This window comes from Brachyspira hampsonii 30446, assembly GCF_000316195.1.
In the GTDB taxonomy this organism is placed as follows: domain Bacteria; phylum Spirochaetota; class Brachyspiria; order Brachyspirales; family Brachyspiraceae; genus Brachyspira; species Brachyspira hampsonii_C.
This window is the reverse complement of the sequence record NZ_JH994110.1, coordinates 495,161-518,063: the sequence shown is the minus strand read 5'-3', so window position 1 is coordinate 518,063 and position 22,903 is coordinate 495,161. Positions and strand designations below refer to the sequence as shown.

General features: G+C 29.0%; 21 protein-coding genes. 4 read left to right on the top strand and 17 right to left on the bottom strand.

Annotated elements, in window-relative coordinates; genetic code table 11:
* Window positions 1-10 precede the first annotated feature (10 nt).
* The 3 genes from A966_RS02330 (at window position 11) to A966_RS02320 (ending at window position 2,021) form a co-directional block, all read left to right on the top strand.
* Window positions 11-277, top strand: a complete 267-nt coding sequence (locus tag A966_RS02330; RefSeq protein WP_008722116.1) for a co-chaperone GroES — start codon at window positions 11-13, stop codon at window positions 275-277.
* A gap of 231 nt (window positions 278-508) precedes the next feature.
* Complete coding sequence (locus A966_RS02325; protein ID WP_008722109.1) at window positions 509-1,732, top strand: hypothetical protein; 1,224 nt, start codon at window positions 509-511, stop codon at window positions 1,730-1,732.
* 10 nt (window positions 1,733-1,742) lie between these two features.
* The gene (locus A966_RS02320; RefSeq protein ID WP_008722107.1) at window positions 1,743-2,021 is read left to right on the top strand and encodes a hypothetical protein; all 279 of its coding nucleotides are present in this window, start codon (window positions 1,743-1,745) and stop codon (window positions 2,019-2,021) included.
* 8 nt (window positions 2,022-2,029) lie between these two features.
* On the opposite strand, the gene smpB is transcribed toward A966_RS02320, so the two are convergent.
* From smpB to A966_RS02265, 11 genes are all read right to left on the bottom strand, one after another.
* Window positions 2,030-2,518 (bottom strand): SsrA-binding protein SmpB, encoded by a 489-nt coding sequence (gene smpB, locus A966_RS02315; RefSeq protein WP_008722105.1) that lies wholly within the window; start codon window positions 2,516-2,518, stop codon window positions 2,030-2,032.
* A 120-nt stretch (window positions 2,519-2,638) separates the two neighbouring features.
* Window positions 2,639-3,307, bottom strand: coding sequence for a DUF305 domain-containing protein (locus tag A966_RS02310; protein WP_008722103.1), 669 nt, complete (start codon window positions 3,305-3,307; stop codon window positions 2,639-2,641).
* A gap of 74 nt (window positions 3,308-3,381) precedes the next feature.
* On the bottom strand, window positions 3,382-3,891 hold the full coding sequence (rimM, locus tag A966_RS02305; protein ID WP_008722101.1) for a ribosome maturation factor RimM: 510 nt from the start codon (window positions 3,889-3,891) through the stop codon (window positions 3,382-3,384).
* A complete protein-coding gene (locus A966_RS02300; protein ID WP_008722099.1) occupies window positions 3,888-4,130 on the bottom strand; it encodes a KH domain-containing protein in 243 nt (80 codons plus the stop codon). The genes rimM and A966_RS02300 overlap by 4 nt, the downstream gene beginning before the upstream one ends.
* Before the next feature lie 32 nt (window positions 4,131-4,162).
* Window positions 4,163-4,522, bottom strand: coding sequence for a 30S ribosomal protein S16 (gene rpsP, locus A966_RS02295; protein ID WP_008722097.1), 360 nt, complete (start codon window positions 4,520-4,522; stop codon window positions 4,163-4,165).
* Window positions 4,523-4,544: 22 nt separating this feature from the next.
* Window positions 4,545-5,900 carry a signal recognition particle protein gene (locus A966_RS02290; protein ID WP_008722095.1) on the bottom strand — a complete coding sequence of 452 codons (1,356 nt, stop codon included), beginning with the start codon at window positions 5,898-5,900 and terminating at the stop codon, window positions 4,545-4,547.
* 127 nt (window positions 5,901-6,027) lie between these two features.
* Window positions 6,028-7,293, bottom strand: a complete 1,266-nt coding sequence (locus tag A966_RS02285) for a M16 family metallopeptidase (protein ID WP_008722093.1) — start codon at window positions 7,291-7,293, stop codon at window positions 6,028-6,030.
* Window positions 7,294-7,448: 155 nt separating this feature from the next.
* On the bottom strand, window positions 7,449-8,576 hold the full coding sequence (locus A966_RS02280; protein WP_008722090.1) for a sodium ion-translocating decarboxylase subunit beta: 1,128 nt from the start codon (window positions 8,574-8,576) through the stop codon (window positions 7,449-7,451).
* Between the two features lie 15 nt (window positions 8,577-8,591).
* Window positions 8,592-8,996 carry a biotin/lipoyl-containing protein gene (locus A966_RS02275; protein WP_008722089.1) on the bottom strand — a complete coding sequence of 135 codons (405 nt, stop codon included), beginning with the start codon at window positions 8,994-8,996 and terminating at the stop codon, window positions 8,592-8,594.
* A 139-nt stretch (window positions 8,997-9,135) separates the two neighbouring features.
* Entirely contained in the window at window positions 9,136-9,456 is a 321-nt protein-coding gene (locus tag A966_RS02270; RefSeq protein WP_008722087.1) for an OadG family protein, read from the bottom strand.
* Between the two features lie 31 nt (window positions 9,457-9,487).
* Window positions 9,488-11,032 carry an acyl-CoA carboxylase subunit beta gene (locus A966_RS02265; RefSeq protein WP_008722085.1) on the bottom strand — a complete coding sequence of 515 codons (1,545 nt, stop codon included), beginning with the start codon at window positions 11,030-11,032 and terminating at the stop codon, window positions 9,488-9,490.
* A gap of 531 nt (window positions 11,033-11,563) precedes the next feature.
* Between A966_RS02265 and A966_RS02260 the strand changes: the two genes are divergently transcribed.
* The gene (locus tag A966_RS02260; protein WP_008722083.1) at window positions 11,564-11,764 is read left to right on the top strand and encodes a hypothetical protein; all 201 of its coding nucleotides are present in this window, start codon (window positions 11,564-11,566) and stop codon (window positions 11,762-11,764) included.
* 394 nt (window positions 11,765-12,158) lie between these two features.
* Here A966_RS02260 and A966_RS02255 read toward each other — a convergent pair whose 3' ends face one another.
* The 6 genes from A966_RS02255 to A966_RS02230 form a co-directional block, all read right to left on the bottom strand.
* On the bottom strand, window positions 12,159-15,299 hold the full coding sequence (locus tag A966_RS02255; RefSeq protein WP_008722080.1) for an efflux RND transporter permease subunit: 3,141 nt from the start codon (window positions 15,297-15,299) through the stop codon (window positions 12,159-12,161).
* A gap of 32 nt (window positions 15,300-15,331) precedes the next feature.
* On the bottom strand, window positions 15,332-16,576 hold the full coding sequence (locus tag A966_RS02250; RefSeq protein WP_039955424.1) for an efflux RND transporter periplasmic adaptor subunit: 1,245 nt from the start codon (window positions 16,574-16,576) through the stop codon (window positions 15,332-15,334).
* Window positions 16,577-16,583: 7 nt separating this feature from the next.
* Window positions 16,584-17,951 carry a TolC family protein gene (locus tag A966_RS02245; protein ID WP_008722076.1) on the bottom strand — a complete coding sequence of 456 codons (1,368 nt, stop codon included), beginning with the start codon at window positions 17,949-17,951 and terminating at the stop codon, window positions 16,584-16,586.
* A gap of 310 nt (window positions 17,952-18,261) precedes the next feature.
* Entirely contained in the window at window positions 18,262-20,772 is a 2,511-nt protein-coding gene (locus A966_RS02240) for a DUF5682 family protein (protein WP_008722073.1), read from the bottom strand.
* A gap of 111 nt (window positions 20,773-20,883) precedes the next feature.
* Entirely contained in the window at window positions 20,884-21,723 is an 840-nt protein-coding gene (locus A966_RS02235) for a zinc ribbon domain-containing protein (RefSeq protein ID WP_008722069.1), read from the bottom strand.
* A 41-nt stretch (window positions 21,724-21,764) separates the two neighbouring features.
* Window positions 21,765-22,865 (bottom strand): ankyrin repeat domain-containing protein, encoded by a 1,101-nt coding sequence (locus tag A966_RS02230; RefSeq protein ID WP_008722067.1) that lies wholly within the window; start codon window positions 22,863-22,865, stop codon window positions 21,765-21,767.
* Window positions 22,866-22,903: the final 38 nt, after the last annotated feature.

Here is a 22,903-nt window from a genome sequence, read left to right as displayed (position 1 = left end):
GATATAAAATATGTCATCTATTAAACCATTAGCAGATAGAGTACTTCTAAAAGTATTAGAACAAGAAGAAAAAACTTCAAGCGGAATACTTCTTCCAGATACAGCTAAAGAAAAAACTCAGAAAGCAGAAGTTATAGAAGTAGGCGACAGCGAAGATATAAAAGTAAAAAAAGGCGATATAGTTATATATGATAAATATGCTGGTATCCAAATAAAAGAAGGCGACACTGAATATTTGATAGTAAAAAATGAAGAGATAGTTGCTCTTATAAAATAATTAATAGCTATACAAATAAAAAATAAAGAACACTAATCTTTAAAAAAGATGGTGTTCTTTTTTTACAATTATTATTTTCAGCAGTTATTAATATTGTTAATAAAACTTTTTCGTATCATAAAGAATTAATAAGGTTAAATAATATAAAATTTATATTATTTAATTTTATTAATTTGTTCGATAATTAATAACAATCATTAATTTCATTTCTTTGTCAGGAGATTTTTATAAATGCTAAAATATTTAATAATATTTCTTGCAATATTAAATATAGTGTATGCTCAAAATAATACAACTAATAAAGATCCTGAATATAAATTTACTTATGAAAAAGAAAATAATTTTATCATATATAGTGAATCAAATGAAACTAATGAATCAGATAAAACAAATACACAAAATGAAATATCTATAATGCTTGAAAGGAGAGGATTTCCTCTTGTTAATAGATTAGTTAGATTCACATCATTGAACCCTGATATGTTTGATTTTGAAATAGATGAGGATCAAAAAGAAGAAATACTTTTAAAAGAAATAGATGAAAATGCAGATATTCAATTAGATACAAATGAAGCTGTTAATATGTATACTAATATATATGTTGTACCTACAGATGAAAATGGAATAGCAAAAGCTAAATTAAATTTAAAAAATCCTGGAAATGGTATTGTACTTATGCATATACTTTATGTAGGTTCAACAGGAAATACTAATATATCCTATGAAGAATATGCTTATGTAAATATAAAAAAAGAAAATAGAATATCTTCAAAATTATTAATCGGAGATACTGATGATTTAAATATTAAAAGTTCAATATTAATAACATCAACCTTATTTCCATCTCTGTTTTTGGTATCTATAGCATTAATCTTTATAAGCTACTTTAAGCATATATATGAAGAATATAGAAATAGTAAATCAAAAATTATAATATATACTTTTTTCGGATTTGCCTCTATTAAAAAGAATTTTACACTTATGATATTGATAATATTGACAGAATTATTGATATCAGCTTGTTTTCTGCTTTTAGACAGCTATATTTTTTCTGTTATACTTATAGTATTTTTTATAGCTGGATTTTTAATGAAAAGAGAAAAAATATATGCAATAGCGTTTTTTATTCTTGCTTGTATTTCAACGATATACTTATATCTTGAAACATTCGCTATTCATATTGGCAGTGAATATATATTTAACAATGCAGTTATGGGGAATCCTATATTTGTATTCTTTTTCTTTTTAATACTTACTGCCTTAGCAGGAGGAATATATATACCTATATGTATATTAATATTATATCAAACTGTATTTGTTATGAGTAACTTATCTTTAATAACGGCTTTGATAGGAATGTTTGTATCTTCTATTCTTTATATTTTTATAGTAAAAAAAGATATACCATGTCTATATAGGCTTAATTTATTGAAAATAAAAGATAACAATAGGTAAATATATATATATGATTTTTGATTTATTAAGAGATTTAGAACTGCTTTTATCTGATATAGTTTTCAGCGGCATAAACAATATAGATTACAGCACTATAGAAAAAATAGAAGTTTTGGCAAAAAAATTTGAAAAAATTTCTATGGAAAATATGAAAAATTTACTAATGGAATTTATAGATTCATTAAAAAAATATAAAACAGAAAAAGATAAAAAAATAAATATTAAAGAAGTATCAGATAATATTACTAAAATAGAATTTTATATAAGAAATTCTTTATCTTATGAATAAAAATTATTTTATCTTTTTATATATCTTTCCATTTCTCTATCTAAAGTTTTTCTCTTTAGAGTCTCTCTTTTATCATGAAGCTTTTTACCTCTTGCCAAAGCTAATTCCACTTTAACTTTTCCTCTTGAGAAATATAATCTAACCGGAATTAAAGTAAGTCCTTGTTCCTTTATTTTTCCGTATAATCTTCTTAATTCTCTTTTTTTCATCAATAGTTTTCTTTCTCTTAAAGGTTCATGATTATTTCTATTTCCGAAATGGTAAGGCGATATATGCATATTAACTATAAAAAGCTCTCCATTTTTTTTAAAAGAAGCATAACTGTCAGCCATATTAACACTTCTTTCTCTAAGAGATTTTACTTCTGTACCAAGCAAAACAATGCCCGCCTCAAATTTCTCTATAAGCTCGTAATTGAATAGAGCCTTTTTATTTTTTACTATCTCCCCAGATGAAATAGCATTGCTTCCTGATTTTTTATCCTTTTTACTAGCCATAATACATTACCATAATTTAAGTATATAGATTATACTAGAATTAATCAATTTGTCAATTCTAAAGCTTAAAAGTAAAAAATAGGAGGTATTAAATTACCCCCTATTATAAAAAAGTAAAGATTAATAATTATTTAACATATTATTCATATCATTTATTTCTTTTTCTTGTGCCGCTATTATCCTATTTGCAATTTCTTTTATTTTATCATCTTTAGTATATTCTAGTATCTTCTTTGATACATCAATAGCCGCCTGATGATGAGGTATCATACCTTTTAAAAAATCAATATCATTATCTCCAGTAACTTCAATGGAAGACATATCTTTCATCATATTATTCATAATTGTCTCCATTTCATTTCCTAAAGCCTGAGTGTCTATATCTGCGTAGCTTGTATTTTTATTTTTTAATTCAGTAACTAAAGCTGTAAACTCTGCTACTTCTTTTTCTTGTTCTGCTATTATATTATTAGCCAAAGTTATTAAAGCATCATTAGTTGTTGTTTCTAATAATTTTTTTGAAGAAAGAATAGCTCCTTGATGGTGAGGTATCATGTTTACTAAAAAGTCAGCATCAATATTCTGAGTTTTTTCAAAAGGCTGTTCCATCATAGGGGCATGCATTAAGTCTATAATCTCAGAGCCTTTACTATGCATATTACTCATAGAATGCGATGAATGATTAGCTGTATTTGTTGATACATTTTCAGAAGTATCAGAAGTTTTTTGTCCGCATGATATTATTAAAACAGACATTAAAACCATAAATATTGTTATAATTTGTTTCATTTTTATATCCTTTAATTTTATTCAAGTTTAATAACTTGGTAATATAATCAAAGGTAAAAAATTATTTTTTTATACTAATCATCATCAAATATCGGCTTTTGAATGATTTGTATTGATTTATTAGCCTTATCAGCTTTTCCGAAATATGCATGAACAAAAGGAATAGAGACTATATTTCCGTTTTCAGCTAGTTTTATTTCAAATACATAATTTGAAGGAAGACTGTATACATCTGTTATTTCACCATAAATATTATCGTCATTATCTATGATTTTATATCCTATTAATTCAGCCTCATAAAAAGTATCATCATCTAATTGAGGCAAATATGAAGAATCTACAAATATATCAAGCCCTATTAATTTTTTAGCCTCTTCTATAGTATTGATATCTTTTAATAGGAACACAAAAGATTTATTTTTCTTTTTAACATTTAATAGGGTAAATGTCTGATTATCAATTATAACAGGTGTATCTTTATTTAAAATAGGAAGAGAGGTAAAATAACTCTTATCAGAAAAAGCAATTTCTACCTCTCCTTTTAAACCATGTAAACCTGTGATTTTGCCATAAAAAAAAATCAATTGTCAATAATCTCAAGCATTACACGTTTACCACTTTTCATGGAAGCTGCAAAAAGAATAGTACGCAATGCATGAGCAATACGACCTCTTTTACCTATAATTTTACCTATATCGTTTTGGTTCACTTTCAATTCCAGAATCGTACTCTTCTCACCCTCAATAACCTTCACACTTACACCTTCAGGCTCATCCACTAATTTTTTAGCCAAATACTCAATAAGCTCTTTTTCTTCCGTCATAGCACACTCCTTTATATATTATAAGACGTAAATTAAGCTTCGCTTTTCTCCTCAGCAGATTCAGGCTTAGCTTGTTTACGATGTTTGCGTCTTTTTTCAGGATTTTTCAATGCTCTTTTTTTCTTTCTTTCAAGCGGAGCACCTTTATCTTTTTCCATCAAGCCTTCTTTAACAAGAATGCTTTTTACCACATAAGTTGGCTGTGCACCATTAGAAAGCCATTTTTTTAAGCTTTCTACATTCAACTTATATAATACATCTTTAGCTTTAGGGTTAAACCAACCTAGCTCTTCAATAAAACGACCATCGCGTGGGAAACGAGCATCTGCAGCCACTATACGATAATGAGGCTCATGTTTGCGACCTATACGTTTTAATCTTAATTTTACCACCTTTCTTTTCCTCCAAGTTTATTTACATTAATTTGTTTAAATCATCTATAGACATACCCATACCCTCTAGGGACTTTGCGAGCTTATCCATCTTTTTAGTACTGCCCATCATGTTTTTCATCATAGTAAACTGTTTTATTAACTGATTTACATCATAAACACTTTGACCGCTTCCTTTAGATATTCTCATTTTTCTCGAATTATTCAAAGGAAATAGGGCTAATCTTTCTTTTTTAGTCATTGATTGTATAATAGCTTTATACTTTTTGAATTTTTCTTCTTCGCGGCTTAGAAGTTCAGTATCTACATTAGCCATACCGGGAATCATAGAAGTCATTTTACTAAGTCCGCCCATTTTAGCAGTAGCTTCAATTTGTTTTAAGAAATCATTATAATCGAAATTATTTTCTATAACTTTCTGAAGCATTTCCTGAGCTTCTTTTTCACTTATAGCAGCACGGGCTTTTTCTACAAGTTTTACTATATCGCCCATACCAAGTATTTGTCCGGCTACTCTCTTAGCATCAAACACATCAATATCATCTAAATGCTCACCTACTCCGACAAACTTAACAGATGAACCGGTAGCATATTTTAGAGATAAAGCAGCACCGCCTCTAACTCCTGAATCAAATTTTGTAAGTATAACACCATTAATTCCAATATTATTCTGGAAATTTTTGGCAACATCATAAACACTTTGACCTGCTGTAGAATCCACAACTAATATTTTTTCTGTAACATTAGCAGAGTTCACAACGCGTCTTAATTCAAGCATCATTTCTTCATCTATCTCTAAGCGTCCTGCAGTATCCACTAATATCATATTATACTGCTCTTTTTTAGCTATAGAAAGTGCTTTTTTAAGTATTTTATATGCTTTTTTTTCTTTAGTGTCTATATGATAAGGAACGCCCACTTCCCTAGCCAAAACGGCAAGCTGCTCCATAGCGGCTGGTCTGTGAACATCAAGACCTACAAGCATAACGCGTCTTTTATCTTTATAATATTTAGCTAATTTAGCTGATGTAGTAGTTTTACCAGAACCCTGCAAACCAAATAATAATGTAATAGTAGTTTTCTCAACAGGCTCTAATTTTAAACCGCTTTCACCCTCACCTATCATATTAACAAGTGTATCATGAACATCAGCCACAAATTGATTGGCAGGATCTACGCCTTCTAATTTTTCTTTTCCTATAGCTCTATTAGTAGCTTCTTCAAGAAATTTATCTGCAGCTTCTAAGGATACATCAGCAGAGAGTAAGGCTTCTTTGATAGTTAATAGACTATCTGTTATATCCTTATCTGTAAGGACTTTTTTTCCTTGTATTTTAGAGAATACATTAGATATAGATTTAGTTAAATTACCAAACACTAAAAAACAACCTTATAAATATATTAATTCCTAGTAATATTATACATAATATATTTTAAAAGTCAATATTTATAAAAAATTATATATAATAACATCGGAATTATTCAATATATTTTCAATATTATTATCAATTTAATTTAAGTTTGCTGCTTAGAGCATTACTTATATCTTTAGTGCCGCTAGCTCCTACAGATGTTAAGAAGAATTTTTTATTCATCAATTTTTCATCTATAACATCATTAACTAATTTTAAATCTATTTTATCTATTATATTATAAAGCTCATTAAATGAGATATACTTAGATGAATATAATTCATGCCTTGCATTTTTATTCATTATAAATTCCGCACTAAATTTACTAAATGCCATAGAACCTTTATAACTGTCCTTAGCCTCTTCAAGCTCTTCCTCTGATATTCTTTCATTAATTAATTTTTCTATTTCATAATATATACTTTCTATAGTCTGTGCATATTTATCCAAACTAGTAGAACCATGTATCTCAAATGTACCACCGTTTATAAAACTGGAATTATAACTGTATATATTATAACAAAGTCCCTTATTTTCTCTTATCGATTGAAATAATCTTGAATAAGAACTTCCTCCAAATATATCATTAACCATATTCATAGCATATCTCTTTTTATTATCGCATGCATTATATGAAGGTGTTACAAGCGAAAAATAAACATGATTAATTTCCTGTTTTTCTTTAGTTATAGTTTTATAATAAAAAGGAAGCTCATCATTAACTGTTCTAGTTCCTTTTTCTAATTTTATTTTTTCAAGTCTTTCTACTGCATAATCAATATCAAAATTTCCTGCTATAGATATAATTAAATTATTAGAATTAAAATGCTCTTTAAAATAAGAATAAATTTTTTCTCTGCTTATTTTTTTTATATTATTAATATTTCCTCCTATAGGAAAACTCATAGAAGTGCCTTTATAAGCAGCAGCAAAAAATTGATTGGCTGATATTTCTTCAGGAGTATCATTTGACATTTTAAGCTCTTCAATTATAACTTTTTTTTCTCTGTTTATATCATCTTCTCTGAAAGCAGAATAAAGCATAATATTTTCCAAAGTATCAACTGCTCTGTCAAAGTATTTAGATATTATATTGATATAAAAGGAAGTTAAATGTCTTGAAGTAAAAGCATTGAATATACCGCCAACACCCTCTATTTTTCTAACAAGTTCTTTTGCACTAATTTTATCAGTGCCTTTAAAAAGCATATGCTCTATAAAATGAGTATATCCGTTTTCTTCTTTTTTCTCATTGGCACTGCCTGTTAAAAATATAAAGCCTATAGAAACAGTATCAAGCATCGGCATTTTTTCTAAAACAACTCTTGTACCGTTTTTTAATGTTAATCTTTTTACCATATTTTTTCCATAAATATTTTTATACTAATAGTATTATATATTAATTTTATTATTTTTTACAGTGTAATGCATGAGATTTTTTTATATAAAAAACCCTATTTAAATTAATAAACAGGGTTTAAGTATTATATATAATCATTAAATTTGTTTTTTAATTAATGGAAGAATGTAAGAAGTATGCCCATCACTATAGCACCGGATATTATGCCAGAAATATTAACAGCCATTGCATGAAGAAGCAGACAGTTAGATGAACTATTTTCCTGTCCGTAAACATGTGCTCCCCAAGCAGGAACAGGAAAAGCACTTAAACCTGCAGAACCTATTATAGGATTAACTTTACCGCCTGATAATATATTAATAACTTTCGCAGCAATTATACCTATTGTAGTGCTTAATATCAATGACAATAATCCGAAAGCAAATATCATAACTGTATTTAATGTCATAAAATATTCAGCTGAGGCAGAAGAACCTATTGCTATTCCTATAAGCATAGTAAGTATTCCTGTTAAAGATTTCTGCAAATTGACTGAGAAATTTTTTATAATATCTGACTCTCTCAAAATACTTCCAAATAAAAGAGCAGCTATAAGAGGAAATGAGTTTGCCAAAAATATTCCGCAAAGCCCCATAGCAATAACTGCAAATATAATTTTCTCTCCTCTTGAAACATGTCTCAAATAATTCATAGGAATTTTTCTTTCTTTTGCAGTAGTTAAAACTTTTGTAAGCCCTGATTGAAGCAAAGGAAGAAGCTCCATATAAAGATAAGCAGACATAACAATAGCAGCAAAATATTTAGGCTCTGTAATTAGAGAAGTCATATACATAGCCAAAGATCCGTCAGCAGCACCTATAATTGAAGTGGCAGCAGACAAACCTTCTCCTAAATTCAAAGAACTCATAATATAAAATACTATAAGTATTCCAATCTGAGAACTAGCACCTATAAAGAAATTTTTAGGATCTGCAAGCACAAGTCCTAAATCTATCATAGTACCAACCGCAAAAAATACCAATACAGGATACACTCCGCTGTCTGCACCGCTATGAATTAAACCCAAAAAACCATTTACTACATCTTCTGTCATTTTAGGAAGAGGCATATTAGCAGCTAATATTGCAACTCCCATAGGAAGAAGAAGCAAAGGTTTTTTCTTATAATATATAGACATATATATAAGATATGCTCCTAAAAGCATCATTATAACTTGGGCTAAAGTCGGCGGATAAAAACCTGTAAATAAATTGTTAAAATCCAAACCTAAAGCATTATTCATATTTACCCCTTTATATTACTTAATTTGTAATATAACCTGACCATCTACAACTGAAGAACCCTTTTCAACATGTATAGATTTTACCTCTCCAGAAGCAGGAGATACTATTTCATTTTCCATTTTCATAGCTTCTAATATAGCTACAACCTGACCTTCATTAATTTTATCTCCTACCGCAACATTAAATGATACTATAGTACCAGGCATAGGAGCTTTTATTGATATAGCATTTTCATCTATAGGAGCAGGAGCAGGAGCTGCTGGAGCTGGTGCCGGTTTTGATTCTGCAACAGGTTTTGCTGTATTTACCGGAGCATTAACTATAGTAGATACTGTTTTATTTGAAGCTACAGCTCTTACCTCCTCTACTGATACATCATAAGTTTTTCCATTAACTGTGATTTTATATTGCTTAGTCATAATATTATTCTCCACAAAATATTTTTATATATTTATAATATTCTAATCTATAACAACTTTAGTTATAAGACTATCAATTTTTTATTAATAAAAATATAAAGCTTTTTTAAGCTAACTATTTTTTTATATTAATAAATTATCATTTTAATTTATTTACTCTGTCAACCATTCCCCATATAGGAGTTTTAGACTCTTTAATAGATGTAATAATAAATTTATTATTGGACATACCTGTATAAGCTGATATTGAAGCGGTTAACACTGCCACAAGTTCAGTATCATCTATTAAATCCTCTTCTTTACTTTTACTTTCCTCTACTACTTTTATAATTTCTTCTTCTTTCTTTATATTCCTAGTTTTGAAAATCATTCCCAAAACTAAAGACAATATATAAAAAACTAAAGCAACTATAAAAACAGACATTATACCGAATATTGTAATAGCTGCATTATGTTCCATTTAATTCTCCTTAATTATTTAAAATTAAATTTTATAGAGGTATATTGCCATGTTTTCTAGGAAGTCTTGTTTCTCTCTTGCTTTTTAAAAGATGCAAAGCATTAATCAAATAACTTCTAGTATATTCAGGCTCTATGATATCATCTACATAACCTCTTACAGCAGCTCTGTAAGGATTAGCAAACTCTTTTTTATACTCTTCTATTTTTTCAGCTCTTACTTTTTTAGGGTCATCAGCTTTATCTATTTCTTTTTTAAATATGATATTAGCAGCACCATCTGGTCCCATAACCGCAATCTCAGCAGAAGGCCAAGCATAAACCATATCAGCACCCAAATGTTTAGAACACATAGCTATATAAGCTCCGCCGTAAGATTTTCTTATTATAAGAGTAATTTTAGGTGCAGTAGCCTCCGAGTAAGCATATAAAAGTTTAGCACCATGTCTAATAACACCATTATGCTCCTGAGCAACACCTGGTAAATATCCTGCAGTATCAACTAATGTGATAAGAGGAATATTAAAACTATCACAGAAGCGAATAAATCTTGCAGCTTTATCAGCAGCATTAATATCAAGTACGCCTGCCATAGAATTAGGCTGATTAGCTATTATACCAACAGACTTTCCATCAAGACGAGCAAAACATATAACTATATTAGTAGCAAATAAAGGCTGAAGTTCAAAAAACTCTCCGTTATCAACTACTCTTTTAATAATTTCTTTAATGTCATAAGGTTTATTAGGGCTGTCTGGAAGAACATTAGATAATTCTTCATCTGCTCTGTTAGGATCATCATCTGTATTATTTAAAGGCACATCCTCTAAATTATTCTGCGGTATATAAGAAAGTAATGTTTTTACACCTTCCAAAGTAGAAACCTCATCAGGGAACATCATAGAAGCAACGCCAGAAGTTTTGCTATGAACATAAGCTCCTCCAAGCTCTTCAGCAGAAACCTGTTCTCCTGTTACAGCTTTTACTACCTGAGGACCTGTTATAAACATATTGGAACCTTTATCAGTCATAAATATAAAATCCATCAAGGCAGGCGAATAAACAGCACCTCCTGCACAAGGTCCCATTATAATACATATCTGAGGTATAACTCCTGAAGCCTGAACATTTCTGTAGAAAATATCACCGTATCCTCTTAATGAGTCAATACCTTCCTGTATTCTAGCTCCGCCTGAATCATTAATACCTATACAAGGACAGCCTAATTTTATAGCCATCTCCTGTACTTTACAAATTTTAGCAGCATGCATTTGTCCTAAAGAACCGCCTATAACAGTAAAGTCCTGAGCATATATACATACCTGTCTTCCGTTAATTTTACCGTATCCTGTAACTACACCTTCTCCGGCAACTTTATTTTTTTCCATACCGAAATCACTGCATCTATGCTCTATAAAAGCATCTATCTCGCAGAAAGTACCTTCGTCTAAAAGCTGTAATATACGCTCTCTTGCTGTTAATTTACCCTTTTTATGACGCTCTTCGTTTTTTTCCTTGCCGCCGCCTTCTTCTATTTTCTCTTTTCTTTTTCTTAATTCATTGATTTTTTCTTGCATATTCCTTTAAGTCCTTATTAGATTTTTTATCTAACTATTAGATTTTAAACAAAAATTTAAATGACTAGTTAAAGAAACATATAACTATTTCTTATTTATTGCAATGGTATTTTATAACTTTTGTATGTTTTAACAATTTAGTCGAAAGTTTAATTTTTTTATACATAAAAAATTTTAAATAAAGTGATAAGATATTTTTATATACTTTAAATAATATTACATTTTTTACTGCAAATAAAAATATATAAAATATTAACTTCAAAACATAATCTGTTAACACTTTATTAACTCTAATCTTAAAATTCATAACTTTATCTTAAATATACTTAATTAAAGATTCAATTTATTTTAATTACATATAATATTATTTAGCATCATAAAATAAAATTATAAGTTACACATTTAAAATATCTATTAATTTATTCATAACTTTTTATAGTTTATAGCAAAAATAGAACTATAAATAGTTTATTTCTAAAATAAATAATTCATAATAGAACAAATTTATTTTTAAAAAAAGGAGAAATATTAATGAAAAATAAGCTCATTTTATCTTTAATGTTAGTTTTAGCACTTGCTGTAAGCTGTAAAAATAACACAACTGACAGTACAGCAACAGGTACTACAATAACAATGGATATGCTGGAAGAAGAATTAAATAATATTAATAATGATAGCCCAATATCACAAAATGGGGAATTAAAGCATATGAATTTATATTCATTATATTAAATACGGATCCAAGTTCTCCTTCAGAGATTAGCATTTCTAATGATTATTTTACAGCTGACTCAATAAAGAAAGGATTAGATAATGCTTTTGCTGCCATACCAAATAGTAAAATTAATTATGAAGTAACTGCACCAATAATAACTACAGATGGAGAACAAAATGCAACTACTACTATAAAATTAACTCCTAAAAATGTTAATGATAAATTTGCTGAATCTGGTTGGGATGAATATTTTACAGTCGATCCTGATAAACAAATTACAATTAAAGTGACAATTAAATCAGACTGGAGAAAATAATTAAATAAAAAATTGATTTAAATTAATTCTTATATAAAAATAGAGAGCTTAAGTATTATAACTTAAGCTCTCTATTTTTTATTTATGTTTATCTATTATTTACCCGGAGTGCTTAAAGCATCATCAATACCTGTTCCTGTTTCAACACTAGCCAAATCTTTAGCATCATAATCTTTAAGAGGTATTCTGTTTCTAATAGCAGCATAAACAGTAGGTACTATAACAAGAGTAAACATAGTAGAAACTGTTAGTCCTCCAAGAACTGCTAATGATAAAGGCTGATACATCTCATTACCTTCTCCGCTTGATAATGCCATAGGAAGAAGACCTAATATTGTAGTAAGTGAAGTCATAAGTACAGGTCTTAATCTTCTAGGACCTGCTATTAAAGCAGCTTTATCACCATTAATCTTTTTCTCATGCATAAGCTGATTCATATAGTCAATAAGTACAATACCATTATTAACTACTATACCAATAAGAACTATAACCCCAATACCGCTGTATACACTCAAAGTCTGTCCTGTAACAAATAATAATGTAAGAGATCCTGCAAAACCAAAAGGTATAGCAAGAGCAATAACAAAAGGAGCTATATAAGATTCAAACTGACTTGCCATAATAGCATAAACTAATACTAAAGCTAAGAATAAAGCCTGTATAAGCTGTCCAAATGCCTCATTCATATCTTCATAATCTCCTGAATAAACTATTGAAAAACCAGAAGGTAAGAATACTTTTTCATTAATAGCAGCCTGTACATCAGTCATTATCTGATTCATAGGTCTTCCGTAACCTGAGGCAGTGATTGAAGTTATTCTGCTGTCATTTTTTCTCTCTATTTCTGAAGGGGCAAAACTTTTATCAACATTTGCTATAGCAGATACAGGAACCATTCCAGCAGGAGTTGGTATAAGCATTCTATTAACATCATCTATATTGATTCTGTCTCTTTCATTTAATCTCACTATAACATCAATATCAGTAACATCAGAATTATCCGGAGTCATTCTAGTGGCAGTAGTACCTCCGAAACTTGTTTTAATGGAGTTTGCAACAGTATTTATATTAAGTCCCATTTTAGAAGCTAAATCTCTATTAACAGTAACATTAAGTTCCGGACTTGCATCACTTTTTTTCAAACGAACATCTCTAAGTCCTGGAACATCCTGTAATGCTGCTATTACATTATTAGCAAGCTCTCTGGCTCTAGTTAAATCTTCACCAACTATATCTATATCAATACCGCTGGAATCACTATTTCCACCTCCTCTCATACTGCTTACTAAATCCACATTAATTGTAGCAGGATAGCTTGCCAATTTTTTTCTCACAAGCTCAACATATTCAGCAGTCTCCATAGTTCTTCCGTCAGATTTATCTATAAGTTTAGCTCTTATTTCACCTTTATTGGCATCAGAACCGGATCTCGCTCTAGTCTGAATTCTGCTTAAATCTTTTCCAACAACCTCTTCTACATCTTTTCTCATTCTGTCAATAAAAGTACCTGTCTGTTCTTTTCTAGTACCTATAGGCATAGTAATACTAGCTCTAAACTGTCCTTCATCAGACTCAGGGAAACCCTCTTTACCTATAAAGATTAATCCAACAATAATTACAGTAAATACTATAGTTATAACAGGAATTAATACTCTGTTTTTATGATGAACTGAATAAGTTAATATTTTCTCATATACATAATTAACTTTTGAGTGAAAATGCTTATCAAAGAAATCTTCAAATTTAGATAAGAATTTAGATTTTTTAGTAGTTACAAGTCTAGCTCCAAGCATAGGTACAATAGTTAAAGCTACAGCCAAAGAAGCTATCATAGAAACAGTAACAGTAATACATAAGTCTCTAAACATCTGACCGGTCTGACCTTCTACAAAAAGGAAAGGTAAGAATACTGCTATTGTAGTAAGAGTAGAAGCAGATATCGCAAGAGCTACAGTAGAAGTACCATCTATAGCAGATGAATATTTACCGTATCCGTTATTTCTATAGAAGAATATATTTTCAAGTACAACAATAGAGTTATCAACCATCATACCGATACCAAGTACAAGACCTGATAGTGAAATAATATTTAAAGTAGTTCCAAAGAAATACATCAAAGTAAATGTAACTATAATAGACATAGGAATAGATATTGCTATGATTAGTACAGTTCTAACATTCCATAAATAAAGCATAAGTATTATAACAGCAAATAAACCACCCTGCCAAGCAGTATCAAGAACCCCTTTTATGGCATTATTAACATTATCCGCACTGTTAAATAACACTTCATATTTTATACCTTCAGGCAGATTAAGAGTAGCAAGTCTTTTCTTTATACCATCAGAAACGGCAACTGTATTAGCACCGGATTCTTTATTGATAGAAACATTAACAGCAGGAGTACCATTAACTTTAATAACATCTCCGTCTTCATCATAGCCTTCATATATAGTTGCCAGCTCTCTAAGTCTTATAGGTGTACTGTTAGTTTTTAAAGCTACGACAACATTTCCTATATCATCAACAGTTTTAAACTCTCCTGTAGTTCTTAAAGTATATTTATAAACGCCTTCATAAGTCTCTCCGCCTGATATATTCTGATTTTCAGTAGCTAAAGTACTTACAATAGTATTAATATCAAGTCCGTAAGCCTGAAGCCTATTCATATCCACATCTACTTTAATCTGAGTTTTAAGTCCTCCTCTGATTTCAGCCATAGCAACGCCGCCTACCTGCTCTATACTAGTTAATATTTGATTATCAACCAAATTATATAAAGCAGCTAAATTATCAGTACCATAAAAAGATATTTCCATAACAGGAATATTGTCAGTAGAAAATTTATAAACTGCAGGACTTTCAGCATCATCAGGAAGCGATTTTCTTATTCTATCTATTGCCTCTCTTATATCAGCAGTAGCAGAAGCTAAATCACTGCCCCAGTTAAACTCAATAAAAACTCTTGAGTCCTCTTCTTCCGAAGTAGAACTCACCTCTTTAATGTTATTAACTGATGAAACAGCTCCTTCAATTATCTTAGAAACAGATTTTTCTACTTCTTCAGGACCTGCATTATCATAAGTAGTTCTGATACTAATAAAAGGAAGCTCCATGTCGGGCAGAAAGTCGACAGGAAGCCTTGAAAGACTTACAGCACCAAGTATAACTACAGCAATAATTCCCATAAAAACTGCAACAGGTCTTTTTACTATTAGTTCAATAAAACTTCTCATAAAAAATCGCTCCTTTAATTAAATATATATAATTAACCTCCAATAGAATAAATACCATTATCACTGCTATTATCTGCAGTTTTTGATGTATTAGTAGTGGTTGTTGTTTTAGGTGTAGTAGTAGTTTGTTTAGCAGTAGTAGTAGCTGGCTTAGATGCAGTTGTTGTTTGTTTGGATGTGCTAGAAGCTGCTGGTTTAGATGCAGTTGTTGTTTTAGCAGCAGCAGTATCTTCTTTAACTGCTGTAGTTTGATTTGCTACTGTATTTTGATTAGTATTAGCTGAAGCAACTGCTGTAGCCTGAGGTGTAATATATTCCAATATAGTAGGGTCATTTTCTATTCTATTAACTAATGAACCATTTTTAAGGAATTCGCGTCCGAACATTACTACCTCTTCTCCTTCTTCAAGTCCTCCGCTTAAAGCTACTTTATCTTTAGAAGTGAATAATACATTAACTTCTCTTGTATATGCTCTGTATTGAACATTAGTTGAATTTTCTGCCTGAACTTCTGCCGGAGGATTATTTGAATTATCTTCTTTAACAACATAGATATAATTCTTACCTAAATCATCACTGAACATAGCACTGTTTGGTATAACAAATACATTATCAGCTGAATTCAAAAGTATTGAAACATCAGAAAACATACCAGGTAAAAGAAGTCTGTCTTTATTATCTATCAGAGCTTTTACCATTAAAGTACGGGTAGAAGGATTAACAGCATAATCTCTTTTTGTTATCTCAGCTTCTATTTCTTTATTAGGAGCTGAAGGAACTCTTATAATTACTTTTTGGCCCAATTCTATTCCGGAAATGGAGCGCTCTGGAACTTGTATTTCTACCTCTAATTGGCTGATATCAGCAACATTTGCTATAGGCGTAGAAGCGGCTATTGATGCACCTGCTGCCATATATGTAGTGGTAACATATCCTGAAATAGGAGTTCTTGCAGGAGCATAAGCATAGTTTGCACCTATTACGAATCGGTCTATTAAAGCTATAGTGTCTCCCTTATTAACAAAACTTCCTTCGTATTTTAAGATACTTGCGATTTTTCCGGGTACATCAGAAGATATTTCTACTTCTTTAATAGCCTTAATCTCAGCTGATAAATCTAAATACTCTTCTAAATGCTGCTTTATAGGTGCTGCTACCAATACACTTATAGGGTTCTCTTTTTTCTTTAAATCTACTGCTGACTTTTTACAAGAAGCAGATAAAAAAGATAAAATTAAAACAATTGATAATACTATAATATTTACTCTTCTCATCATAATCTCCTTAAGCACCTAAAAGCTTTAATATTTGTAAAGTGCTTGAAAAATAATCATATATAGCCTGCAAATATGCAAGCTGTGCATTCAAATATGTAATTTCGGCATCACTAAGTTCAAGTGTAGATATAGTACCGCCTCTATACTGCCTTTGTGCCATTTGCAAAGCATAAGCTGCAGTTCTGGCATTCTCTGCCTGAGACTGCAAATTCACCGCTTGAGATCTTGCTGTAGAAATCAAATCCCGGCTGCTTATTTCTATAGTATCTCTTAACTCATCATAGCTTACTTCCATTTGCTTTATACTAAGCTCAATTTCTTCAGCAGCCTTTGCTGTAGAAGAAAAAGGCAAAAGAGAGTTAAGACTATATGACAAAGAAAAGCCTACACCCCAACTAAATTCACCAACCCTATTTTTCGTAAATGTGCCGTTCTCCATTTTTACTTTATCTACTGTAGTAATACCTACATTAGCACTCGCTGACAATGTAGGCCATAAATAACTTCTTGCTACCTTTCTATTATACTCTAACATTTCTAAATTGCTAGCCATATTTTTTAATTCTATATTATTATTCATTATAATAGTAAGCAAATCATCATAAGCCATATCAGGCAATGCTATATTTGTAGCATCCAATATATTACCTACTAAATCTACATCATCAGCAATATTAGTTAAACCTATTTGTCTGATAAATGTCAATTTCAAACTTTGATATTGATTGCTTAAAGTTATAACCTGAGGTTTTGTAGTTTCATATTGCACCTTAGCATTTAAATATTCGTATTCTGAAACCTGTCCGTTTCTATACTTTATATATGCCTCTCTCATTCTATTGCTGTAATTAAGCTGCTGCTGTAAATATACTCTGTAATTTTCCTGAGCTACAAATGTATTATAAAAATTTAATTTTGTATCGAGATCCACATTAAGCATTTCATCATAATATGTATCCTTTTTCATTTTTAAATTAACATCTCTAGCCCTATCTGTATTCCAATTTTTAAATCCTGTAAATAATGTTTTTGATAAACTAGCCGAAGCCGACCAAGTATCAGGACTTGAATAAACGCCTGTATTTCTATTGCTGATAGAATATTCTTTAGATTCAGATAAATCTAATCCTCCGCTTATAGTTAAAGAAGGCATAAATAAGTCAGAGAAAGATGCATCTTTTTGAACTTGTGCTATTCTTACATCATATTCAGCCTGCTTTAATGTTTTACTAGTATCAAAAGCCATATTTAGAGCATCTTCTAAAGTTATAGATATTTTTGTTCCATTTGTAATATTATCTGTTAAATTTGTATCCTGTGAATATAAAGAAATATTTAATATTAAAATCAAAACCAGAGTAACATAAAATCTCACCACATGCTCCTAATATCAATTTATCATATTATAAAGTTTAGTAATAAATCTTCATATTATAAACTTAGAATAGAAAATATCAAGTTTCCATATAAAATTCGTATTATTAGACGAATAAATTTAAAAATAGTTCCTAATATCTTTATAAATTTATAACAATAAAATTATAATATTGTAAACTACACTTACAATACTTTTATTTATATTTTTTATTAATAAATAAGAAATATAAATAAATGACTATGAATTATTAAAGTAATTTATACATATAATACAAATTTAATATTAATATGTTCATTTTTATGATTTTTTATAAAGTTTTAATCATTAAATCAAAAACTTCATTATCTATCTTGGAAGCTAATTGTATTTCTTCTATAGGCAGATTAACATCAATTAATATTTTATTTTTACTAATATTATATTTATCAGCTATAATATATGATAAACGCTCTATTTCTATAGGGCTTAAATTGGCAAAGGCATATCTAAAATTAGGAAGTATCTCTAAAAATTTATCTTCATCTAATTTTTTTATTGCCAAGTCTATACTTTCTATAATATTCTCATTTATGAATAATATATCTCTTGCTGCTGAAAGTATGCCGTTCAAAAAATATGAAGATGATTCTATATCAGAAGATTCCATAAAAGATGATATTATATGAGAAAATTCATCTGCTGTTAATCTTCCCGATTTATATTTTAAAGCTAGGCAAACTGCATATATATGAGAACTTCCGAATGTATTATCAAGCATTGAATCTATTTTATTATTAAAAATATCTATATCGCACCAATTAGGATTTTCTAATGTAAATGAATATAGATTTTTTATATAATGGGAATTTTTTAATGCCTCCTCTTCAGGCAGATTTTTAATAGAGTCCATATTAATAACAGCAATCGTAAATACCTGTTTGGCCAAAGACTCTATAACAGACATTATATCATAATTACAAAATAATGATTCCCTCTCTATTGATAAATTATTATTAATAGCTTCCATATTAGCTAAATATGATAAATTATTAAGGCAGGAGCAAAGACTTACAAAATTATTATCACTAAGTATAGTTTCTTCTATTTTGTTATAGTTATCAGTAAAAAAGCTGTAAATCCCCATAACATTAGCTTCTATTAAGAGTTTTGAAACCTCTGCAGCTCCTATACGGCTATTTAGCTTTTCAACTATCAAATTTGATGCTAGCTCTTCTATTGTTACACCATAAACAGATTTATCTATTAAAACGGAATCTACTGCTGTTTTATATTCATATTTCCAAATTTCTCTTGCTAGATTCTTATTAATTTTATTTACATAGTCAGGTCCCCTTTCTAATTTGCAAAATCCCGTATCCAAAAATTGCATCTTATGAAAAAATTTACTCTTTTCAAAATGACTTCTATTTTTTACTATATCTAATGCAGATTCTATTTCTTCTGTTTTATTAGTTTTTATTTTATATTCTTTGCATTTATTTCTAAAATCTATTACAACAGGAGGAACTATACTTTTTGACGACACATGACCATTTGACATGCCTGAAAGAAGTTTAAGCATCAAATCAAGATTGCTAGTGTTCTCCAAAGATATATCACCCTTAACAAATGCACTCTTAGCAGCATCTATAAGCTCATAAACTCCTGCCGAATACTTACCTCTTAATTTAGCAAGATTGACTGCCATATAATAAGCATTAATACAGTCTGGTATGCTTACATTATGATTGTATCTGTCTATATTTGAAGCCTTTATTATAAATGACATTACAACATCTAAATACATATTACCTATATTACCGGTATTATTTTGATTTATATAATTTTCTAGTTCTTTATAAACCAAATTATAAAATGCCGGAAACTCTATGCCGGCTCTGTATCCTCTTCTAGCATCAGCATCTTCAAATGAATATGGTATCAAATAGTTGGCTGTATTTGAAATTATGTATTTTTTTAATCTTTTATATTCTTTATTTAATTTTTTATTATCTTTTTCATCCTCTTTTAATTTATCTATTATGCCTTTAGTATGAAAACTTCCTGTAACTACCAAAACCCTATTATATTTTTCTAATGCCTCTTTAACATTTAAAGCCATTACATATTCTCTATTTCTAGTTTCAAAATCTTCATCTTCTATCAAACGCATATAATAGCCTAAAGCATAAACACTTCTTATAAAGTCTTTACTTTCTTTATGTATACCATTTATCTCAAAATCTCTCTCCCAAAGCTCTGCAAAACTTCTAAGTCCTGCCTTTTTGGTCAGCTCTACAGTATAAGCATTAACATTAAATCTATTATCATCATTATCATAAATTGATACTAATTTTTTTCTTTTTGCATCTGTATTATTATTAACTTCCTCAGAATTTTCTTGATTATTATTACTTTCTTTTTCATGCTCTGAGTTGTCTATAGAATTCTCTATCATAAAGGCATAATTCATATCTATAAAACAGCAGTGAATATTATTTTTAAGTGATTCTCTTATAGCAGTAAACTCCGGAGAATAATCTAAAAAAGGATAGTAGCATCTGTATTTCTCATTATTTCCGTCAACATAGCTTGAATAAATACAAAATGGTGCTTTAGTATCTTCTTCAATCATATACTTCATCAGATCATTACAGTCATTTGGTCCCTCTATAAGTACAGCATCAGGCTTAAAACTCTCAAAAATTTTCTTCAAATGATATGAGCATGCAGGAGAGTGATGTCTGATCGGAAAAAATATTACATTATCTTTTATGCTTTCTTCAAAACACTCATCAAAATTGTTGTTATCTTTTATACTGCTATTTGTTTTTTTCATTATTAAAAATCCTAAATAATGAAAGTATTTTACTATAAAAACAGCATAATGCAATAATTACAAGTTAATTGCATTATGCTTCTTTAATAAAGTATTATAAAGTTATATAAATTATTTGGCTAATTCATCAAAATCTCTGCTTACAGAATCAATAATATCTACTTTAACATCACCTTTATTTAATGAAACTAATGTTTTTGAAAGAGCATCTAATAATTTATTTTTCTCATTTATATTTGAAACACATAAAGATAATATTTTATGTCCATTTTTATTAAAAAATGAGAATTTATAAAAAGTACCGCTTCCTAATAATGCATTAAAAAAATTACCTTTAGGAAATGGTATCGCATCTATTTGAAAACTCTTTACTTCTATAAAAAATACTTCTTTTAAATATAAAACATCTTTTAAAAAACCAAATTTAGCATTATTATTTTTTACTAAACGCCCTTCTCTAACATCTATATAAACTCCTCTTGGATTCATTTTCATAGCTAAAATAACAAAAATAAACGGAACAACAATAGCTATAAATGGAAAATTAACATTCATTGTCATCATTAATAACATTATAACAATAGGCAGTATAAATGCCGAAAACAACATATGTTCATAACCATGATCAAATTTTGATTTTATACCAGATATTGGAACATAAAAACTATTACTAAAATTACTATTAGCCTGTTCATTAATACTAGCCTGTTCATTATTATTAGCTTGTTCATTATTATTAGCTTGTTCATTACTATTAGCTTGTTCGTTAATATTGGACTCTTTATTACTACTAACTTCTTCGTTAATATTGGACTCTTTATTACTATTAGCTTCTTCATTAATAGAACTTTTTACATCTGACATATTTTCTATATCTTCCAATTTTACTCCGCAATAACTGCAAAATATAGAATCGTCTTTAATTTCTTTTAAACATTTTTTGCATAACATATTTAATCTCCTAAAATATATTTTATAATTTTTTATTAGTTTTAAGCACCATATTTTTCCAATAACTCAATAATATCTTCTCTGCCTTCGGAAGCTGCTGTCATTAAAGCATTTTTACCATCAGAATTTTTTGCATTATAATCAGCACCAGCCTCTAAAAGAGCATCAATAACTTTTACATCTACACTATAATTATCATTATAACGAAAACCTCTATGATTTTTTATTGCCCAAGTTAATACTGTCTCATTTTCAATATCTTCTTCCAATAAACTTTTATCTTTTTTTAGAATCTCTCTTACTATATCAGCATTATTAGTTATTATTGCAGCCATTATCACAGTTTGATTATACCTATTAGTACCTTCAAGTTTTACACCTTTATCTAGAAAAGCCTTAACAATATTATAATTTTTGGTTTGTATAGCATAAAAGAATATTGGTACTTGAATATAATATGAATAGTTGTCAGTTTCTGATATATCTACACTTAATGTCATATTAATATCAGCATTTCTTTTTATCAATTCAATTATAGCTTCACTATTATCTATTTCCTGATAAATATATTCAAATATTGCCCTTCTCAAAGAATTATTAAAATCATCTGCACCAGCCTTTATAAGTTCCTGCATTATAGCTACATTACCTCTTTCAGATGCATAAGGAAGATAATAATTAGCATCAGCTCCTTTTTTTATAAATTCTTTCACTCTATTAATATCATTTTTGTATATGGCAAAAAATAAAAAATCATTAGGATTAGCTCCCTTGCTTAATAAATATTCGATAATATCATTATTGCCGTTTTCGATAGCAAAGAAAGCTATATCAATATTTACACTTTTACCTCTGTCATCAGAAGAACCATAATAATATCCTATATCAGCCCCAAATCTTACTAATTCTTTTACCAAATCTAAATTTCCGCTTTTCACAGCATACATCAAAGCACTTACTCTTTTATCATCTTTTGTATTAACATCAGTGCCTGTTCTTATTAGTTTTTTGGCCGTTTCTAAATCGCCTTTCTTACAAGCTTCTATTAACGTTTTTTCATCATTATTATATTGACTGAAACCAAATGAATTAAATAAAGCTAATGAAAATATTATGGTTATTAATATTTTAGTAATTTTCATAAACTATCCTTAACAATATTTTTATACATATTATAATA

What these genes read in the sequence shown, in the direction of transcription:
- A966_RS02275 (WP_008722089.1), bottom strand. Translation starts at nt 8,996, where the DNA reads ATGACTAAGCAATATAAAATCACAGTTAATGGAAAAACTTATGATGTA.
- A966_RS02320 (WP_008722107.1), top strand. Translation starts at nt 1,743, where the DNA reads ATGATTTTTGATTTATTAAGAGATTTAGAACTGCTTTTATCTGATATA.
- smpB (WP_008722105.1), bottom strand. Translation starts at nt 2,518, where the DNA reads ATGGCTAGTAAAAAGGATAAAAAATCAGGAAGCAATGCTATTTCATCT.
- A966_RS02270 (WP_008722087.1), bottom strand. Translation starts at nt 9,456, where the DNA reads ATGGAACATAATGCAGCTATTACAATATTCGGTATAATGTCTGTTTTT.
- A966_RS02285 (WP_008722093.1), bottom strand. Translation starts at nt 7,293, where the DNA reads ATGGTAAAAAGATTAACATTAAAAAACGGTACAAGAGTTGTTTTAGAA.
- A966_RS02300 (WP_008722099.1), bottom strand. Translation starts at nt 4,130, where the DNA reads ATGACGGAAGAAAAAGAGCTTATTGAGTATTTGGCTAAAAAATTAGTG.
- A966_RS02310 (WP_008722103.1), bottom strand. Translation starts at nt 3,307, where the DNA reads ATGAAACAAATTATAACAATATTTATGGTTTTAATGTCTGTTTTAATA.
- A966_RS02325 (WP_008722109.1), top strand. Translation starts at nt 509, where the DNA reads ATGCTAAAATATTTAATAATATTTCTTGCAATATTAAATATAGTGTAT.
- A966_RS02235 (WP_008722069.1), bottom strand. Translation starts at nt 21,723, where the DNA reads ATGTTATGCAAAAAATGTTTAAAAGAAATTAAAGACGATTCTATATTT.
- A966_RS02280 (WP_008722090.1), bottom strand. Translation starts at nt 8,576, where the DNA reads ATGAATAATGCTTTAGGTTTGGATTTTAACAATTTATTTACAGGTTTT.
- A966_RS02330 (WP_008722116.1), top strand. Translation starts at nt 11, where the DNA reads ATGTCATCTATTAAACCATTAGCAGATAGAGTACTTCTAAAAGTATTA.
- A966_RS02240 (WP_008722073.1), bottom strand. Translation starts at nt 20,772, where the DNA reads ATGAAAAAAACAAATAGCAGTATAAAAGATAACAACAATTTTGATGAG.
- A966_RS02250 (WP_039955424.1), bottom strand. Translation starts at nt 16,576, where the DNA reads ATGATGAGAAGAGTAAATATTATAGTATTATCAATTGTTTTAATTTTA.
- A966_RS02260 (WP_008722083.1), top strand. Translation starts at nt 11,564, where the DNA reads ATGAAAAATAAGCTCATTTTATCTTTAATGTTAGTTTTAGCACTTGCT.
- A966_RS02265 (WP_008722085.1), bottom strand. Translation starts at nt 11,032, where the DNA reads ATGCAAGAAAAAATCAATGAATTAAGAAAAAGAAAAGAGAAAATAGAA.
- A966_RS02230 (WP_008722067.1), bottom strand. Translation starts at nt 22,865, where the DNA reads ATGAAAATTACTAAAATATTAATAACCATAATATTTTCATTAGCTTTA.
- A966_RS02255 (WP_008722080.1), bottom strand. Translation starts at nt 15,299, where the DNA reads ATGAGAAGTTTTATTGAACTAATAGTAAAAAGACCTGTTGCAGTTTTT.